The following is a 16359-nucleotide window of genomic DNA, read 5'->3' as shown; positions in this document are numbered from 1 at the left end:
GGGTCGGGTACGGACGGTGAGGGGGTGCCGACCTGCGGATATGGCGACGGAAACGCAGGTGAAGGGCACTCCGAAAGCTTGGTATTGTTGTCCATGTCGCCGCGGGGAGCACCCCCGGTCAGGTGGCAGACACCTAGTCCGGGTGGCGGAATGGCAGACGCGCTAGCTTGAGGTGCTAGTGCCCTTTATCGGGCGTGGGGGTTCAAGTCCCCCCTCGGACACAACCACTGACGATACGGTGATGAGGGCCTCGACCTTACGGTCGCGGTCCTCTTTGCGTGTTCGTAGCCGATGGTGATGCCCAGGGCTTCGTAGGGGGCCTTTCTTGTCGGCGTCGGTCGTGTGGATGCGCTGTGCAATGTCTTCCAGACTGTGAGTGATCTTCGGATCTGCTGGGCGTCGAGTGGGGTTTGCTTCTTCCGAGTGAGGGTGGGGAGCGCGTCGAGTTTCTTCTGCGCTGCCTCTTTGTCTTGCTGCGCTGTGTTGATCCACTGGGTGACGACGGCTGGGTCTGCTCCGGCTTCGAGGGCTGCTTGGTAGCGGGCGAGTCGTCGCTCGCAGTCCTTGATCGCCTGGCGTGCTTGGGCCTGCTCGGGTGTGTGGGTCTCTGCGGTGCTCGCTGCGGCGCTGGCGTGGGTGAGGGCGGCGAGGGTGGTGGCGAGCCGGTCGGGGGTGAAGGCCCGGGCGATCCACTGGTCCAGGGCGCGGCACACAACGTCTTCGCGTAGGTTGACGGTCCGCGGGTGGGTGAGGTCGGGGTAGAGGGCTTGTTCCTGGTCTTTGAATTCGCAGCGGTAGTAGACGTGGTTGCGGATGGTGGCGGGCTGCATCTTGCGTCCGCACAGGCTGTATCGGACCCGTCCGCGCAGGGCGTAGGGGCGTCCGCCTTCCTTTCCGGCTCGTTCCTGGCGTCCCTGGTTGCGGGCACCCAGCAGATCGACGGCTACACCTACGCGTCCGACAACCCCGTCACCGGCAGCGACCCGACGGGCCTCATGAACGTGATGGACCCCGGGGGCGACGGGGGCTGCCCGTCCACCGGATGCACATCCCCCTCCACCACCAGTGACGGCGACGGAGGCGGAACCCACCACGGCGGCAGCGGCAGCGGCAGCGGAGGCAGCTCCCACCACAGCTGCGGCTGGTCCTTCATCTGCTATGCCAAGAAGGCCTACCACGTCGTCCAGCGGCACCCGGTGATCGCGGCCGTGGTCGCCACGGCGGTGGTGGTCGGCGCGGTCGCCTGCGTGGTGGCCACAGCAGGAGGTTGCGGTGCTGTCCTGCTCGCAGGTGCGACGGGCTTCACCGAAGGTGCCGAGGCAGGCAGCCTCGCTGCTGCCGTGGCCGGTGCCGCAACCGGAGTTGCGGCTGAGGGCGGCGCTGTCGTAGCAGGATCGGCCGGTATAGCCAGTGCCGGGGCCGCAGTGATTGAGAAGAGCGTGGACACCGGCGCCAAGGAGGAAGCCGCAGCGTCGGCGGGTGCCAAGGCATCCGAGTCCGCCGCGGTGACCAGAAGCGACGTGCAGGGTGAGTTTCCACGGAGGATGAGAGTGGCGCGCGACGGCAGACCGATGGCACGGCGTGCCGCGGGCACGCAGACCACGTTGGACGTGCTGTTGCGCTGGACATGGATCAGACGCCGCCGCCCGCGCGGGACATCGAGGACTTCGAGAACGGCCAGGTGTTGCGGGTCGTGGGGTTCACGAAGAACATCGGCGGGGCAGTAACGCGCTCCGTCGGCAAGAGTGGGAGCATCACCCGGCTGCGGCAGGGGTACCTGCGGCTCGCCCTCGGCGAGGCGCCGGTCTGGAGCGACCGGCGGGGCGACCGCACCGCGACCCTGTACCCGCCGTTCCGTCTGAAGCTCATGGCCGGGAAGGTGCCGATGGCACGCAAGTTCGACCGCTATGAACTTGTCGCCGCCGACGGGACATACGACCTGATGGTGCCAAAGATGGACGGGGAGCTGATGCGGCACGCGTTTGCCTCGGCAGCGGGAGGTTGATTCCCTCGGCCGGCGCCATGAACCGGCGGTCCTCGCGGCGGGTGTGTCTGTCCGGGGCCTCGGTAAAGGGCGTCGCCGTCATCGGGGCTGTCGTCAGAGTCATTGTCGAAGACGGCAACCGAGTCCGACCCGCTGGCGGACGTGGCAGCCGCCGCGCATGACTACCTAGTGGTCCCTCTCACGTTCCGGCGCGTACGGCAACCCGCCGCTAAGTGTCCCGAGCAGAGCCGTGCGAACCAGCGGGAGCCCGTGCCGTGCGTGGCGCGGGAAGCGGCTGACCGGGCCTTCGCCGGACGTGCGTTGGGCCCGGCCCTTTTGCTCGGGTGAGCGCCGTGCGAGTCCGGCTTGCGCTAAGGCCTGTCCGGCGGATCATGAGTGTTTCGGCTTGCGGAGCCGTGTAGTTGGTCGTGGGCCGTGGCGATCTGATGAACGAGGAATGGCGCCGCCTGGAGCCGCATCTGCCCGTCCGCGGACGGCGTGGTGGGCGGTGGGCCAGTCACCGCAGGGTGATCAACGGGATCTTCTTCCGTGAGCGGACCGGGATCCCGTGGCGGGATCTGCCGGAGAGGTTCGGCAGGTGGAAAACCGTCTATGAACGGCACAGACGCTGGTCCGCGGACAGTACCTGGGACCGGATCCTCCAGGCCGTCCGGGCTGACGCCGACGCCGAGGGCCGGATCGACTTGAGCATGGTGGGCTGGATGGGCCGCTTCCTCGACTACGCCACCGTCCAACCGGGGATGGCCGAGGCACTGCGCGCCGTCGTCGACTCCGGCGTCGGTCCCTGCGTCAGCCGCGAGCTGATGACGACCGCCCTCACCTCGCTCCTGGACACCGCGGCCGCCGAAGGCACCATCCGGTCGGACATCGGCGCGCCCGACCTGTTCGCCGCCCTGACCGGCGTCGCCCTTGCCGCCGGAAAGCCCGGACAACGCGAGCAGGCCGAACGCCTCCTCGACCTCATCCTGGGCGGTTGCGCTGCGGCACAGCAGTGAGGGGCCGGCCGACGGGGTGGGTCCCCGGGCTGGCCGGCCCTCTGTCCTGCGTGCCGTCAGGACCGTGCCGGACTCACGGGTAGCTGACCAGGTAGGCCACGTTGCTGCTGGGGGTGACCTGGTTGCCGGTGCCGTCGATGATGTGGTTGATGGTGCCGGCGCCGCCCAGGACCGTGGTGACCATGCTGTGGAACTTCACCGTGGACGTGGTGGGCACCTCGATGGCATGGCCGAGCACCACGGAGGGGTTGTCGCGGAGATAGGCGTAGACGCCCACACCCCATGCCTCGTGGGAGGTCACCGAGTTGGCGACCTTGTATGAGGCGTAGCCGAGGTCGCCTCCACTGGTGGTCCAACTGGACTGGTTGGGCACGTCGTAGGGGGTCTCGCTCTGGTAGAAGTAGGTGCGGCCGCCGTTGCCGTTCCAGGTGGTCTGGTACTTCTGGTAGTGCTCGACCGCCAGGCCGTACATGGTGACGTTGTTGCCGTTGACGATTAGTCCGTTGGCGGCCGGGTTGGTCGTCCAGCCGACGCCGTTGGTGTGGTCCGCCCGCCACAGCCACAGGTCGTCGCCGATGACGTCGTTGCTGTTGATGACCAGTGACTGGGTGGCCTTGCCGGCGACGTCGCCGCCGATGCGGAAGAACACGTCGTGCAGCACGATCGGGTCGGCGCTGTGCCCGGCGCTCGAGCCGGCCGGGCCGACCTGCATCAGCACGTTCGAGTTGGTGGTGTTCGCGCTGATCAGCAGCCCGGCGATGTCGATGCCGTCGACGTCGGCGGTGGTGATCGCGGTGACGCCGTTGTCCGGCACGAGGGTGGCCAGGCCCAGTCCCAGGACCACCGTGTCGGGGCGGGTGATGTTCAGCGGGGCGGACAGGTGGTAGACGCCCGGGGTGACGATCAGGTTCCGGCCCGTGGCGAGCGCGTTGTTGATCGTCGTGGCGGTGTCACCGGGCTTGACGATGTAGAACTGGCTGATCGGCAGCGAGGTGCCCGGAGCAGTGCCGTTGATCCAGTCGGGGCCTTGCACATTGGTGCGCACCGACGGGACGAACACCTGCCAGTTCCCTGAGCCGTCGACGTAGATGAACGGCTTCTCGCGCATCACCGGGCTCTGGGCGACGGTGGTGTACTGCGGGTTGGGGAAGCTGGTCGCCGGGGCGCCGGTGTCGCCGACGAACACCATGTTCCAGTTGTGCCCGGTCCAGCCGCCGTCCATGGCGGTGTTCTGGGTGAGGAACTGCTGCTGGGTACCGGAGTTGATCTGGCTGGAGACCCGGGAGTTGCCGATGTAGCCGCCGCTGGACCAGTTGGTGGTGGTGCCGTGGGTGTCGTCCCACAGCTTCATGCTGCCGTGCACATCCATCCGCCGGAACGGGTCGGCCTGCGAGACGGCCCACATGGTGCTGCCCGAGCTGGGGCTCACGGACATGTTCTCGACGTCGCGCCAGAAGTTCTGGGTGGCGTTGCCGTCGCTGGTGTGACCCTCGACGTGCACGCCGCCGCCGTTGATCGACACCTGGTCCGGTGACAGGCCCAGCCCGGAGACCTGGGTGTAGTAGCCGACGGGGATGTCGACGTTGTACGTGCCGGGAGTGAACAGCAGGGCGTTGCGCTGGGTGCCGAACTCGTTGGTCTGCTGCGTGCTGTAGACCGAGTTGATCTTCGACTGGATGGTGGACGTCGACATCGACGGGTCGAACACCGTCACGTTGGGGCCGAAGTCCGGGGTGTTGGCCGGCGGGGTGATGCCGCCGGAGATCGTGAACGACTGGGCGCCCGTGCCGTTGCAGGTGTACTGCTGCAACTGGACGCTGTCGGCGGTGGACGCCGACGGCACATCGAGACACTTGCCGCTGTTGCGGTTGACGAAGTGGTAGGTGCCGGAGGCCTCGGCGACCGGCAGCCACTGCTGGTTGGTGCCGCCGCCGTAGAGCCACAGCTGGGTCAGCGCGCCGTCGGCGGTGGAGACGTCGGTCTCGTCCCAGACCTGATTCGGCGCGGAGGCCACGCCGATGCGGTAGTAGCCGCTGTCGGTGGCGGTGAACTGCCAGGACTGGCTGCCGGTGCCGTTGCAGGTGTACTGCTGCACGGCGGTGCCGTTGGCGGTGGCCGCGGCACGCGCGTCCACGCACTTGCCGCTGTTGGCGTTGACGACGGTCGTGGGAGCGGTGGGGATGGTCGCGGCACCGGCAGCGGGGGCGGAGACCAGCACGATACCGGCGGCCGGCAGCAGAAGGGCGGTCGTGAAGGCGGCTGTGCGTCTGCGGTGACGGGTGGCTCTTACGAGCCCGGCGAGAGAGTTGATCACGCGTGTCTCCTCGGTCGCGGATGCGGGGCGCGATGCGGATCGGACGCTAAGCGCCGCCCGACGGGCCGTCAATACTCATCAAAAAATAAGCCATGAACTAAGCCCTCAGAGAAGGGAGATGAGCGGGAACGGCCCTGATGTCGAGGAGACCGCGTCGACGACGTTCACGGCGGCACGGTGCTGGCCGCACCGGCTGCGACCAGCGGCGGCGGCCATGGAACACGTACGGCCGCCTCCCCGTCGGGGGCGCGGCGGGGAGGCGGCCGATGAGAGGTTGTTTGTTCCAGATCTCGTAGCCGGTGTAGCGGGGGTTGATGAGGATTGCTCTGACGGCTCCGGCCTGCCATGCGGTCTTCTTGCGGTGGGGGTTGCGGGCCGCGTCATGGGCGGAGGGGCAGGGGATGCCTTCCCGGGTGACCTGGGCGGCGATGGCCTTGTCGCTCATGCCGTCGACGTACATCTGGAAGATCCGGGCCACGGTGGGGGCCACGGCGGGGTCGGGCTCCAGGCGGTGGATCCGCTGTCCCGTCGCGGCCTTGGCCGGGTTCGGGTGCGGCCCCGCGTCGCCGATCAGGTACCCGTACGGGGGGCGTCCGCCGAGGTAGCGGCCTTGGAGCTGGGCATGGGAGCTCATGGCGGTCCGTACCCGGATCTTGATGCGGTTGCGTTCTCCCTTGCTCATGCCTGTAAGGCTCCAGGAGTGACGTACAGCGTCTGACCAGGCACTTTGCGACTCCGGGCGATCACGGCAAGCTCGCACCCCATGGCACTGCGCATGCTCTACCTGGTCTTCCTCCGACTCCTTGGACTGCTCCTGCTGCTCTCCCGCTCGCAGCAGACCAAGGACGCCGAGCTGCTCGCGCTGCGCCACGAGAACGCGGTGCTGCGCCGCCAGCTCTGCGTCCGGCCACACCTCCCCTGGCCGGAGCGCGCCGTGCTCGCCGCCCTCGCCCGGCACCTACCCTCCCGGCTGCGCCGACACCGCCTGTTCACACCCGGCACCCTGCTCACCTGGCACCGCCGCCTACTGCGGTGGAAGTGGAAGCAGAAACCCGCCCGGGTCGGACGGCCGCCGATCTTCGAGGAACACCGCCCTGATCCTGCGCAGCGCCGGCCTCGGCCCCGCACCCAGACGAAGCCGCGGCGCCCCGACCTGGCGCGAGTTCGTACGCGCCCAGGCCTCCGGCCTGCTCGCCGCCGACTTCTTCCACGTGGACACCGCCGCGCTGACCAGGCTGTACGCCTTCGTGGTCATGGAGGTCGGCACCCGCACCGTGCACATCCTCGGCGTCACCGCCCACCCGACCGCAGCCTGGGTCACCCAGCTCTCGAGGAACCTCCTCGCCAACCTCGCAGACCGCGCCGCCGGCTTCCGCTACCTGCTACGCGACCGCGACAGCCGCTACACCCAGGCTTTCGATGCCGTCTTCACCGCCGACGGCATCGAGATCCTGAAGAGCGCGCCACAGACACCGCGGATGAACGCCCACGTGGAGAGGTTCATCCGCAGCGTGCGGGCCGAGTGCACCGACCGGATGCTGATCTACAACGAGCAACACGCACGGCGTGTCCTCGCCGAATACGCCGAGCACTACAACTCCGGAACCAGCACCTGGCACTATGACGCGGCCGGCAACTGCATCGAACGGACCAGCGCGGGCCGTACGATCAGCTACGACCGCGATCTGGCCGGCCGGGAACTGAACCGGCACATCGGTAACGCCCTCACGCTGGCGAACACGTTCGATGACCTCGGCCGACTCCGCACCCAGTCGGCGATGAACCGCGCCACAGGTGCCAGCCTCCAGAGGCGCGACTACACCTACCGCGCCGACGGCCTGCTCACCGGCATCGACGACCAACTCAACGGTCGGCACGGTTTCGACCTTGACTCCCTCGGCCGCGTGCTCACTGTCCAGGCGGCCGACTGGACCGAGCGGTACGCCTACGACAAGACAGGTAACCAGACCGAAGCCTCCTGGCCCGCCGCACACCCGGGTCACGAGGCCACCGGCCCGCGCACCTACACGGGCACGAGTCTCGTCCGGGCGGGCAACACGCGCTTCGAACACGACGCGGCCGGCCGCATCACCGTTCGACGCAAGACCCGCCTGTCGCACAAGCCCGACGCCTGGCACTACTCGTGGGACGCCGAAGACCGCCTCACATCAGTCGTTACACCAGATGGCACCCGCTGGCGCTACATCTACGACGCCCTCGGCCGCCGCATCGCCAAGCAGCGTCTGGCAGCCGACAACGAAACCATCCTCGAACAGACCACGTTCACCTGGGACGGCGCCACCCTCTGCGAGCAGACCACCCTCACACCAGAGGCACCCCATCCCGTCGTTCTCACCTGGGATCACGACGGCCTGCGCCCCATCGCCCAGACCGAACGCCGCACGACCCTCGACGCGCCGCAGGAGGAGATCGATTCCCGCTTCTTCGCGATCGTCACCGATCTCGTCGGAGCACCAACAGAACTCGTCGACGAATCCGGGGGCATCGTCTGGCGCACACGTTCCACCCTGTGGGGCAGGACCTCCTGGGGCGCCGGCAGCGCGACCTACACGCCTCTGCGCTTCCCCGGCCAGTACTACGACCCCGAAACCGAGCTCCACTACAACTACTTCCGCCACTACGACCCGGAAACCGGCCGCTACCTCACACTCGATCCCCTCGGGCTCGCCCCAGCCCCCAACCCCGTCGCCTACGTGACGGACCCCCGGTCCTGGGCCGACCCGCTCGGACTCGCCCCCTGCGAGACCGGCGCCCTGGATCCCTACGCCGGAACCAGGGAGGCGGCACAACTCCTCCGCGACGCCGGCGTCCCCCGCAATTTCCGCATCCAGGTCATGGAGTCGTTCGAGGAGGGCACGATCACGGTGCGCCGGGCCGGCGACAACGACTACGGAATGCGCTTCTACGACGGCAAGAACGCGTGGGCACGCGGGCGTTATCTGACAACACAGTGGCCAGCCACTCGCGAGGAAATCGCCGTCAAGGCGTCCTGGAACCAGTTCACCTTCCTCAAACAATGGAAGATTCGCCCGGGTGCGCCCATCATCGAGGGCCGGGTCGCGGAGCAGGGCATCGGCTACCCTGGCGGCGGAAAACAGACGTATGTATTGGACCCCGACAGGGACTTGCTGGAGCCATAGTGTCCGAATCAACCGCACAAAAAGCCCTCGCAGCGACCCGACAGGCCCTGTCGGAAATCGATGAGGAACTACAACGGCACACCGAGGGCCACGGACGAGTGAGCAGCGCCCAGCAATTGACATCTCTCCGCGAGCAGTTGGAGCAGGTCGCCGTACAGCTCTCCACCCCCCCGCTCCCGCCCAAGCCGCAGCGGCTGCGCGGCATCGGCCGTGTCATCACCGACTCCTGGCCCTACGACAATCCACTGGGAAGCCTCATCCTCGAAGCCGAGCAGCTCTACCTCAGGGCATAGCGTTCCGGGCGGCTTCGAGGCTGCCAGCGCCGCTCCCTCCATAGCATCAGGGAAACGCGCGGCGGGGTATTGGCCCGGCATCTTCATTGTGCTGCGGCGGACACGCACGGAGCGTGGAGCCCACCGCGCACGGTCCACAGGGGCACAAGCAGGGCAGGACCGAAGTCGTCCGCTATGAGGAACAGGCTCGCGATCGCGGCGAGGACGTAGCAGCCGATGCCGACGGCCAGGTAGACGCGGTATCGCGGGCGCGGCGCCGACGTCATTCTAGGTCGGCGAGGAGGTTGCGGGCGAGCTGGGTGGCCCAGGCCGCGGTGGGGTGCTTGGTGACGCCGAGGATGTACACGGTGCGGGTGCCGACCTCCATGAGGACGAACGCATACAGTCTGGTCAACCCGGCGGTGTCGATGTGAAAGAAGTCGGCGGCGAGCAGGCCGGAGGCCTGGGCGCGTACGAACTCGCGCCACGTCGGGCCGGTATCGGGGCCGCGCCGGGGTGCGGGGCCGAGGCCGGCGCTGCGCAGGGTGTGACGGATGGTCGAGGCGCCGACGCGGTGCCCGAGGCGCCGCAGCTCGCCCTGGATGCGGGTCGAGCCCCAGGTCGGGTTCTCCCGGGCCAGGCGCAGGATGAGTGCAGTGAGTTCCTCGGAGATCGGCGGGCGACCGGTCCGTGCTGGCTGCCGCTGCCACTTCCAGCGGACAAGTCGGCGGTGCCAGGCGAGCAGGGTGCTGGGGGTGACCAGGCGGTGTCGGCGCAGCCGGCCTGCAGGTGCCGAGCGAGGGCGGCGAGGACGGCGCGCTCGGGCCAGGTCAGCCAGGACCGGGTGCCGAGCCGGCGGCGCAGCACCGTGTTCTCATGGCGCAACGCGAGCAGCTCGGCGTCCTTCGCCTCCTCCGACCGCGACAACAGAAGAAGTAGTCCGAGAAGCCTCAGGAAGATCAGGCAGAGCATGCGCAACGCCATGCAGTCCGAGCGTGCCTTAGCCGCACCCGGCTGCAAAGCGCCTGGTCAGAGGTAGCGCGTGAGTTATGGAACCCTACAGGCGCTCTTGCGGGTCGTTGCGCCTGGCGCGGCCCACGGTGGCCGCGGGCGTCGGTGTCCGGGCGTCCGTGGAGGTGGCTGTCCTTGAGTGCTCGATCGCGTGGCTCATCGGCGTCTCGATTCCTCGAGAACACTGCGTGGCGACGCGGGGTACCGGTTCGCGATGCGCCCGGTGGCGAACCAGCCGAGACCGGCCAGGAGCACACCGGCCAGGGCGCTGGGAAGGTGTCTGCTCAGCAGCATCGCTGCGGCTGCCGTGTCCAGGCCCACCGCAAGGAGGACGAACCCGGCGCGCTGCCATGCCTCGCGCGGCGCGGTGGCCGCCATCGGACGGTCGGGCCAGCTGCGGAAGATTCCCGGAGTGAGGTGGCTCATCGCGGTTCCCCCTCCTGACCCCTATGACGGTTGTCCATATCAACCTCCAGAACGCCCCCGGATGTGAGCAACAACTGGAGAAAGATCTGCTGATATTTCCGGGGAGACCATCGAAGGGCCGACATCCCGGGTGACATGAGGCACACAAGGTGCAGGTCCGGGCGTGGGTCGCGCGCACGAGACGCACAGGCGACGCGCCGACACGCAGCAGGCGACGCAGCCTGCTGTATCGATACCCGCAGGCCACCTGTCCACCGCCGCGAAGCAGGGGAAGAACCTGTTCGACGCGGTGGTCACCCGGCTCTTCGACGGCCGAGGCGCTCGGATACCCACCCCGTTCCGACCTGCAGATCAGTCACATGGACGGATGGCTCGCCAGAACCGGGCTGTCCCACACGCCGAAGACAAGCCGAGTTGCCGTACGGGCTATGACCGGGATCACAGCGCTGCTCGGGCAGGCCGGGAATGCATGCGCCGTCATGTTGTTTGGAATGCATGCGAAGTCATGTATCAGCGAGGAGTGCGCCATGCAGTTCGGCATCTTCGGTGTCGGAGACGTCTCGGCCGACCCCACGACGGGTTACACCCAGAGCGAGGCGGAGCGGATCAGCAACATGATCAAGGTCGCCCGGCGGGCCGACGAGGTCGGCCTCGACGTCTTCGCGCTGGGTGAGCATCACAACCCACCCTTCGTGCCGTCCTCGCCGCCGGCGCTGCTCGCTCACATCGCGGCGCTGACGGAGCGGATCATCCTCAGCACATCCGTGACCCTGATCACGACCAATGACCCGGTGAAGCTCGCCGAGGACTATGCGATGGTGCAGCATCTCGCCAAGGGGCGGCTGGACCTGATGCTCGGACGCGGGAACACCGTCCCGGTCTACTCGTGGTTCGGCAAGGACATCCGCCAGGGCGTCGCACTCTCCCTGGAGAACTACAACCTGCTCCACCGGTTGTGGCGCGAGGACGTGGTCGACTGGGAAGGCCAGTTCCGCACCCCGCTGCAGGGCTTCACTTCCACCCCGCGTCCGCTGGACGACGTCCCGCCGTTCGTGTGGCACGGCTCGATCCGTACCCCTGAGACCGCGGAGCAGGCGGCGTACTACGGCAACGGGTTCTTCGCCAACCACATCCTGGCCCCGAACTTCCACTTCAAACCGCTCGTCGACCTCTACCGGCGGCGGTTCGAGCACTACGGACACGGAACCGCCGAGCAGGCCGTCGTCGGGCTGGGCGGCCAGGCGTTCATCGCCAAGCGTTCCCAGGACGCGGTCAACACCTACCGGCCCTACTTCGAGAACTTCCCGATGTTCCGCGGCTCGAAGCTGGAGGACTACATGGCCGGCACGCCGCTGACGGTGGGCAGCCCGCAAGAGGTCATCGAGAAGGTGCTCACCTTCCAAGAGGGATTCGGTGACTACCAGCGCCAGCTCTTCAACATCGACGCGCTCGGCCTCCCGCTCGACATGGCGCTGGAACAGGTCGAGCTGCTGGGCACCGAGGTGGTCCCGGTACTGCGCAAGGAGATGGAGGGGCGCCGCAAGCCCGGTGTCCCGGACGCGCCGACGCACGCTTCGCTGGTCAAGGCCAAGTACGGTGACGCCGAACCGCGCCAGCTGCGGCCGAACCCCAACCGGGGCGACAACCTCTCGGGTACCTCGCCCTACCAGGACAGTGACCCGAACACGGCGGCTCGCCTCCCGGTGGGGCCGTGATGGAGGCAACCAGGGGCTTGACCAGGTTGGCGAACGAGGCCTGGGAAGCGATGTTCAGGGCGCAGGCGACACTCGCGCGTGAGTTCGAGTTCTGCGGCGACTGGGGCGACTTCCAGCCCCGGGAGTACGGCGTGCTCTATGCCCTTTCCGATGCCGAGGACGGTTTGCGCATCACCGATCTCATCGACGACGTCCTGCTGACTCAGGCGGGGGTCTCCCGGCTGGTGGCGCGGCTGGAGAAGCGCGGCCTTGTCGAGCGTCTCGCGGATCCCGACGACGGCCGTGCCTGCCGCATCGTCCTGACCAGTGAGGGACGCGATGTTCAGCGGCGCCTCGGTCGCGCACACGCGCGAGACGTCGCGACGGCGATGACCCGCGCGCTCACCCCGTCACAACTGACAACGCTGCGCGAGCTCGGGAAGGCGCTTACCGCCGCAGCCCCGCCGACAACCTCGCAGCACTCGAAGCCGGACCCAGGGAACATCGCATGAACAACCCGCCCGTCGTCCCCCGACAAGGCCTCATCCTCACGGTCGTCAATGCCGGGGTGAGTGATCCGTCCTCGACCCGGCTGCTGGCCGACCGGATCGCCCAGAAGAGCATCGACGCCCTCCGTGACATCGGCATTGCCGCGACCGTGCGCTCGATCGATCTGGGACCTATCGGCGTCGAAATCGCACGGTCGATCGTCTCGGGGCTGCTCGACCCGAAGGTGCGGGACGCCATCGCACAGCTCGCCGAGTCGGACGCGATCATCGCCGCGGCCCCGGTCTACAAGGCGGGGATCAGCGGCCTGTTCAAGTCGTTTGCCGACCTGATCGACAACGACCTGCTCATAGCCAAACCGGTCGTCCTCGCCGCCACCGGCGGCTCGGCCAGGCACAGCATGGTCGTCGACGAACACCTCCGGCCGCTGTTCGCGTTCCTGCGGGCGATCCCGATGCCGACCTCCCTGTACGCCGCACCGGAGGACTGGGGCTCGACCGACCTCGGCAAGCGCATCGCCCGCGCGGCCGGCGAACTCGCCGCCGTCCTGCGCACCGGCGTCGGCCGCGACATCGCCGACGGCAACTGGGCGGGCTACCAGCACGCGTTCGGCGGCAACGCCACCCGCGCCGAACGCAGCATCGAGGACGTCGACTTCGACACCGATCTCATGCGCCTGGCCACCGGCAGAACCGCGCGCCCCCAGGCCGGTGACCGGGCCGATGTACGCTGACGTATCCACCCCGGCACGGGAATCAGCGGGGCCCGAGCGAGCCGGTGGGCACGCGACGGTGGTGGTCATAGGCGGAGGGCAGTCGGGGCTATCGGCTGCCTACCACCTGAAGCGGCGCGGTTTCACCAGCGCCCTGACCGGCACGGACGGCCCTGACAGCGACCGGACCTTCGTGGTGCTCGATGCCGAACCGGCAGCCGGTGGGGCCTGGCGGCACCGGTGGGAGTCGCTGCGGATGGCGACCGTGAATGGCATCTTCGACCTGCCCGACTTCCCGCAACCGCCCGTCGACCCCGACGAGCCCAGTCGTACAGCGGTGCCGCGCTACTTCGCTGCCTTCGAGCACGCGACCGATCTGCCGATCCTGCGGCCGGTGACCGTCACCGCCGTACGGCGTGTGGACGCCCGGCCCGACGGGGAGCTGGTGGTCGACTCCAGCGCAGGGCAATGGACCGCCCGGGCCATCATCAACGCCACCGGGACCTGGACCAACCCCGTCCGTCCCCGCTACCCGGGGCAGGAGCGTTTCACCGGCATCCAGCTGCACACCCACGACTACGTCTCGGCCGACCAGCTCGCAGGGCTGCGGGTCGCCGTCGTCGGCGGTGGCATCTCGGCAGTCCAGCAGCTGGAGGAGATCTCACGGGCGGCCACCGCGTTCTGGTACACGCGTCGCGAACCCGTCTTCCGTGACGGTGAGTTCGAGGCCGAGGTCGCCGGCCGTGAGATCGTCGCCAAGGTCGCCGTCGATGTCGAAGCAGGCAGGCCCACCGGCAGCGTCGTCTCCTACACCCAACTGGCCTGGACTCCGTACGCGTTGGCGGCGAAGGAACGCGGGGCTCTGCAGCGTCGCCCCATGTTCACCGCCATCGAACCCAGCGGCGTCCGAGAGGCGGACGGTTCCTTCACCCCGGTGGACGCGATCTTGTGGGCCACAGGGTTCAAGGCCGCCCTGGCGCACCTGGAACCTCTGGGGCTGCGCAACGAGTCCGGTGGGATCACGATGCGGGGCACCCAGGTGGCCGGCGAACCGCGCGTGCACTTGGTCGGCTTCGGACCGTTTCAGTCCACCGTCGGTTCCAACCGTTCCGGCCGTCAGGCGGTCAACAACCTGTTGCGGCAGTGGAACGCTGCTTCGAACGGTACGTCGAGCGGCTCAGGTTTCGCGACACGTGCATACGCCGGGGGTGGCGCCGCGGCCGGTGAGTGACCGTTCCTGCAACAGGCTGCGGGACCAAATGCGCAGTGATGTCGTTGCGCCCGTTGGGCAACGCGCATACCAGCAAGGAGCATCGCCATGGATCCCGATCCAACCGCGGCCCCGACCCCGCGCCGTCCCCGACCTCGACCAACCGCTTCGAGCTCGGCCTGGCTTCGCGCGATGACCGGCCGCTTCCCACCTCCGACCGCGGCCGCGCCGTGATCAGGGCACGAGCATGACCGAAGCCTGAACCAGCACTGCCTCAGCTCGGCCAGACAAGCAGTCCAGCAAAAGGACCAGGGAATATCTCATGAAGTTTCAAGTCCTCGACATCCTGCCGAACCTCACGAACCCCGTGACCGGGCGTGAAGTCCGCACCGACGAGCGGTACTCTCAGGCGCTGACCTCGGCACGCTACGCCGAGGAGTTCGGGTATGACGCGGTCGCGTTGGGCGAGCGGCACGCCGGCGCCTTCCTTTCCAGCGGCGTCACGGTCCTGCTCGGTGCGATCGCCGCGACCACCAGCCGGGTCCGGATCCAGACAGGTGTCTCGGTCCTGTCGATCCAGGACCCGCTGCGCGTCGCCGAGGACTACGCCACGATCGATCAGCTCTCCCGCGGCCGGCTCGAACTCGTCATCGGCAAGGGCAACGAGCTGCGTCAGCTGCCTATGTTCGGTATCGAAAACGGCGACCAGTGGGATGCGCTGGAGGAGAAGTACGAGCTGCTCCACCGGCTGTGGCGCGAGGAGAACCTCACCTGGCAGGGTCGCTTTCGCGGACCGCTGAACGAGGTCACCAGCCTGCCGCGTCCCTTCGCCGGCGCTCCTCGCGTGTGGCACGGGTCAGCGACCACGCTGACCTCGGCGAGCCTCGCGGCGAAGTGGGGCGACCCGCTCTTCTCCGCCAACGCCATCCAGCCCCGTGACAACTACACCGTACTCATCGACCACTACCGCACGGAGTACGCCAAGCATGGACACGACCCCCGGTTCGCCTATGTCGGCGCGGGTGCGGGCTTCCTCTACCTGGCCGACACGACCCAGGAGGCGCGGGAGGCCTTCGGGCCGATGTACGAGCAGATCGTGGCCTACTTCAACCGGCCCGGGAACCACACGCCCGGCAACGAGATGACCTTCGCGACCATCGATGACGCCATCGAGCGCGGCCCTGTCCTGGTCGGGTCGCCGCAGCAGATCGCCGAGAAGATCCTCTGGTTCCACGAGGGGTTCGGACACGATCTGCAGTCCTTCAGCCTCCCGACGGTGATCCCGCACGAGCAGCAGCTCAACATGCTCGAACGGTTCGCCAGTGAGGTCATACCGGTGGTCCGCAAGGCTGCCCCGACGACACTGTGGAGCGATGAGGACCCTTACGGCGGGCGCCCCGCCGTCCATGGCCGAACTGTCGCCGACGCCGCCACGAAGATCGAGCGGGCGCAGCACGCCGGGTGACCTGCGGCGAAGACTTTTTTCTGCACCGAGGCGAAATTGAACGCGTTCAAGCGTGCAGTCGTTACGTGTTGAACATGTTTAGATCCAACCCGCTCGGCGGAACGTCATAAGACCGCTGACCTGCGCGGACGTAATTATCGGCACCCACAGCGTCATTCGGGTTCCGGCCGCGAGCCGTTCGACGACGTATCCCGGTCGTCGGCCGGCGCAGCCTCGTCCGGCCTTTCCCAGACCAGCCTGAGGCGGAAGTTCCCCTCGCCCGATGTCTTCGCGATGATGGCGCCCGCCTCCGCGCTGATCTTCACGCCCAGCTCCAGTTCGATCGTCTTGGGCCGCACCGGGAGCATGGTGAGCCGCCCCACCAGTGACTCCGCCGTGGCGCGGACGTGGTCGAAGCTTTCGTCCAGCGTATGGGCGGCCGTCGCCACGACGTCACCGGGGCGCGCCGCCCGAACGATGCCTGAGCTGGAGGGGTCCGTCTCCAGCAACACCTCGATGCCGTCGCCATTCACGGAGGCGTCGAGCGGAACGCGAATGAGCTGGGTGTCCTGGGGCATGTATCCCTCTCTCGTGGTCGGGTGACTGAC

15 protein-coding genes, 1 tRNA gene and 3 pseudogenes are annotated in these 16359 nt (G+C 68.0%); 11 read left to right on the top strand and 8 right to left on the bottom strand.

Going from position 1 to position 16359, the window contains the following annotated elements:
- Positions 1–136: 136 nt before the first annotated feature.
- Positions 137–221 (top strand) — tRNA-Leu (locus ABZ642_RS00295).
- On the opposite strand, the gene ABZ642_RS00290 is transcribed toward ABZ642_RS00295, so the two are convergent.
- Positions 186–830: a hypothetical protein gene (locus ABZ642_RS00290; RefSeq protein WP_360474592.1), complete on the bottom strand. Its 645-nt coding sequence runs from the start codon at positions 828–830 to the stop codon at positions 186–188. The genes ABZ642_RS00295 and ABZ642_RS00290 overlap by 36 nt on opposite strands.
- Positions 831–1627: 797 nt before the next feature.
- Here ABZ642_RS00290 and ABZ642_RS00285 point away from each other — a divergent pair.
- The 3 genes and pseudogenes from ABZ642_RS00285 (at position 1628) to ABZ642_RS00275 (ending at position 3000) form a co-directional block, all read left to right on the top strand.
- A complete protein-coding gene (locus ABZ642_RS00285; protein ID WP_360474589.1) occupies positions 1628–2005 on the top strand; it encodes a hypothetical protein in 378 nt (125 codons plus the stop codon).
- 407 nt (positions 2006–2412) lie between these two features.
- A pseudogene (locus ABZ642_RS00280) lies at positions 2413–2703 on the top strand (transposase); the annotation flags it as partial.
- A 3-nt stretch (positions 2704–2706) separates the two neighbouring features.
- Positions 2707–3000 (top strand): hypothetical protein, encoded by a 294-nt coding sequence (locus ABZ642_RS00275; RefSeq protein WP_360476028.1) that lies wholly within the window; start codon positions 2707–2709, stop codon positions 2998–3000.
- Positions 3001–3073: 73 nt separating this feature from the next.
- Here ABZ642_RS00275 and ABZ642_RS00270 read toward each other — a convergent pair whose 3' ends face one another.
- Positions 3074–5218 carry an RICIN domain-containing protein gene (locus tag ABZ642_RS00270; RefSeq protein ID WP_360476025.1) on the bottom strand — a complete coding sequence of 715 codons (2145 nt, stop codon included), beginning with the start codon at positions 5216–5218 and terminating at the stop codon, positions 3074–3076.
- Between the two features lie 193 nt (positions 5219–5411).
- Complete coding sequence (locus ABZ642_RS00265; RefSeq protein ID WP_360474586.1) at positions 5412–5996, bottom strand: recombinase family protein; 585 nt, start codon at positions 5994–5996, stop codon at positions 5412–5414.
- 664 nt (positions 5997–6660) lie between these two features.
- Here ABZ642_RS00265 and ABZ642_RS00260 point away from each other — a divergent pair.
- Positions 6661–8073: pseudogene (locus tag ABZ642_RS00260) on the top strand (RHS repeat-associated core domain-containing protein); the annotation flags it as partial.
- Positions 8074–8591: 518 nt separating this feature from the next.
- Positions 8592–8768 carry a hypothetical protein gene (locus tag ABZ642_RS00255; RefSeq protein WP_360474583.1) on the top strand — a complete coding sequence of 59 codons (177 nt, stop codon included), beginning with the start codon at positions 8592–8594 and terminating at the stop codon, positions 8766–8768.
- Positions 8769–8851: 83 nt separating this feature from the next.
- Here the strand turns inward: ABZ642_RS00255 and ABZ642_RS00250 are convergent, their stop codons facing one another.
- From ABZ642_RS00250 to ABZ642_RS00235, 4 genes and pseudogenes are all read right to left on the bottom strand, one after another.
- Positions 8852–9034, bottom strand: coding sequence for a hypothetical protein (locus ABZ642_RS00250; protein WP_360474580.1), 183 nt, complete (start codon positions 9032–9034; stop codon positions 8852–8854).
- Positions 9031–9162, bottom strand: a complete 132-nt coding sequence (locus tag ABZ642_RS00245) for a hypothetical protein (RefSeq protein ID WP_360474577.1) — start codon at positions 9160–9162, stop codon at positions 9031–9033. Before ABZ642_RS00245 ends, ABZ642_RS00250 begins: the two co-directional genes overlap by 4 nt.
- 153 nt (positions 9163–9315) lie before the next feature.
- Positions 9316–9387, bottom strand: a pseudogene (locus tag ABZ642_RS00240) (hypothetical protein); the annotation flags it as partial.
- A 527-nt stretch (positions 9388–9914) separates the two neighbouring features.
- Entirely contained in the window at positions 9915–10184 is a 270-nt protein-coding gene (locus ABZ642_RS00235) for a hypothetical protein (RefSeq protein WP_360474574.1), read from the bottom strand.
- A 527-nt stretch (positions 10185–10711) separates the two neighbouring features.
- On the opposite strand from ABZ642_RS00235, the gene ABZ642_RS00230 reads away from it, so the two are divergent.
- From ABZ642_RS00230 to ABZ642_RS00210, 5 genes are all read left to right on the top strand, one after another.
- Entirely contained in the window at positions 10712–11899 is a 1188-nt protein-coding gene (locus tag ABZ642_RS00230; protein WP_360474571.1) for a CE1758 family FMN-dependent luciferase-like monooxygenase, read from the top strand.
- Positions 11900–11916: 17 nt separating this feature from the next.
- The gene (locus ABZ642_RS00225; protein WP_360474568.1) at positions 11917–12390 is read left to right on the top strand and encodes a MarR family transcriptional regulator; all 474 of its coding nucleotides are present in this window, start codon (positions 11917–11919) and stop codon (positions 12388–12390) included.
- Positions 12387–13118 (top strand): CE1759 family FMN reductase, encoded by a 732-nt coding sequence (locus tag ABZ642_RS00220; RefSeq protein ID WP_360474565.1) that lies wholly within the window; start codon positions 12387–12389, stop codon positions 13116–13118. Before ABZ642_RS00225 ends, ABZ642_RS00220 begins: the two co-directional genes overlap by 4 nt.
- Positions 13108–14328: an NAD(P)-binding domain-containing protein gene (locus ABZ642_RS00215; protein WP_360474562.1), complete on the top strand. Its 1221-nt coding sequence runs from the start codon at positions 13108–13110 to the stop codon at positions 14326–14328. Before ABZ642_RS00220 ends, ABZ642_RS00215 begins: the two co-directional genes overlap by 11 nt.
- A 301-nt stretch (positions 14329–14629) precedes the next feature.
- Positions 14630–15772, top strand: a complete 1143-nt coding sequence (locus ABZ642_RS00210; protein ID WP_360474559.1) for an LLM class flavin-dependent oxidoreductase — start codon at positions 14630–14632, stop codon at positions 15770–15772.
- Positions 15773–15924: 152 nt separating this feature from the next.
- Here the strand turns inward: ABZ642_RS00210 and ABZ642_RS00205 are convergent, their stop codons facing one another.
- A complete protein-coding gene (locus tag ABZ642_RS00205; RefSeq protein ID WP_360474556.1) occupies positions 15925–16329 on the bottom strand; it encodes a CU044_2847 family protein in 405 nt (134 codons plus the stop codon).
- Positions 16330–16359: the final 30 nt, after the last annotated feature.

The organism is Streptomyces sp. NPDC007157 (assembly GCF_040634235.1).
Taxonomy (GTDB): domain Bacteria; phylum Actinomycetota; class Actinomycetes; order Streptomycetales; family Streptomycetaceae; genus Streptomyces.
Note: the sequence above shows the minus strand (reverse complement) of the source record. Positions and strands in the feature narration are given on the sequence as shown.

Bases quoted from the DNA above. Each gene is read 5' to 3' on its own strand.
- ABZ642_RS00290 (WP_360474592.1), bottom strand. From the start codon at position 830: ATGCAGCCCGCCACCATCCGCAACCACGTCTACTACCGCTGCGAATTC.
- ABZ642_RS00285 (WP_360474589.1), top strand. From the start codon at position 1,628: ATGGATCAGACGCCGCCGCCCGCGCGGGACATCGAGGACTTCGAGAAC.
- ABZ642_RS00275 (WP_360476028.1), top strand. From the start codon at position 2,707: ATGGGCCGCTTCCTCGACTACGCCACCGTCCAACCGGGGATGGCCGAG.
- ABZ642_RS00265 (WP_360474586.1), bottom strand. From the start codon at position 5,996: ATGAGCAAGGGAGAACGCAACCGCATCAAGATCCGGGTACGGACCGCC.
- ABZ642_RS00250 (WP_360474580.1), bottom strand. From the start codon at position 9,034: ATGACGTCGGCGCCGCGCCCGCGATACCGCGTCTACCTGGCCGTCGGC.
- ABZ642_RS00235 (WP_360474574.1), bottom strand. From the start codon at position 10,184: ATGAGCCACCTCACTCCGGGAATCTTCCGCAGCTGGCCCGACCGTCCG.
- ABZ642_RS00230 (WP_360474571.1), top strand. From the start codon at position 10,712: ATGCAGTTCGGCATCTTCGGTGTCGGAGACGTCTCGGCCGACCCCACG.
- ABZ642_RS00220 (WP_360474565.1), top strand. From the start codon at position 12,387: ATGAACAACCCGCCCGTCGTCCCCCGACAAGGCCTCATCCTCACGGTC.
- ABZ642_RS00215 (WP_360474562.1), top strand. From the start codon at position 13,108: ATGTACGCTGACGTATCCACCCCGGCACGGGAATCAGCGGGGCCCGAG.
- ABZ642_RS00210 (WP_360474559.1), top strand. From the start codon at position 14,630: ATGAAGTTTCAAGTCCTCGACATCCTGCCGAACCTCACGAACCCCGTG.
- ABZ642_RS00205 (WP_360474556.1), bottom strand. From the start codon at position 16,329: ATGCCCCAGGACACCCAGCTCATTCGCGTTCCGCTCGACGCCTCCGTG.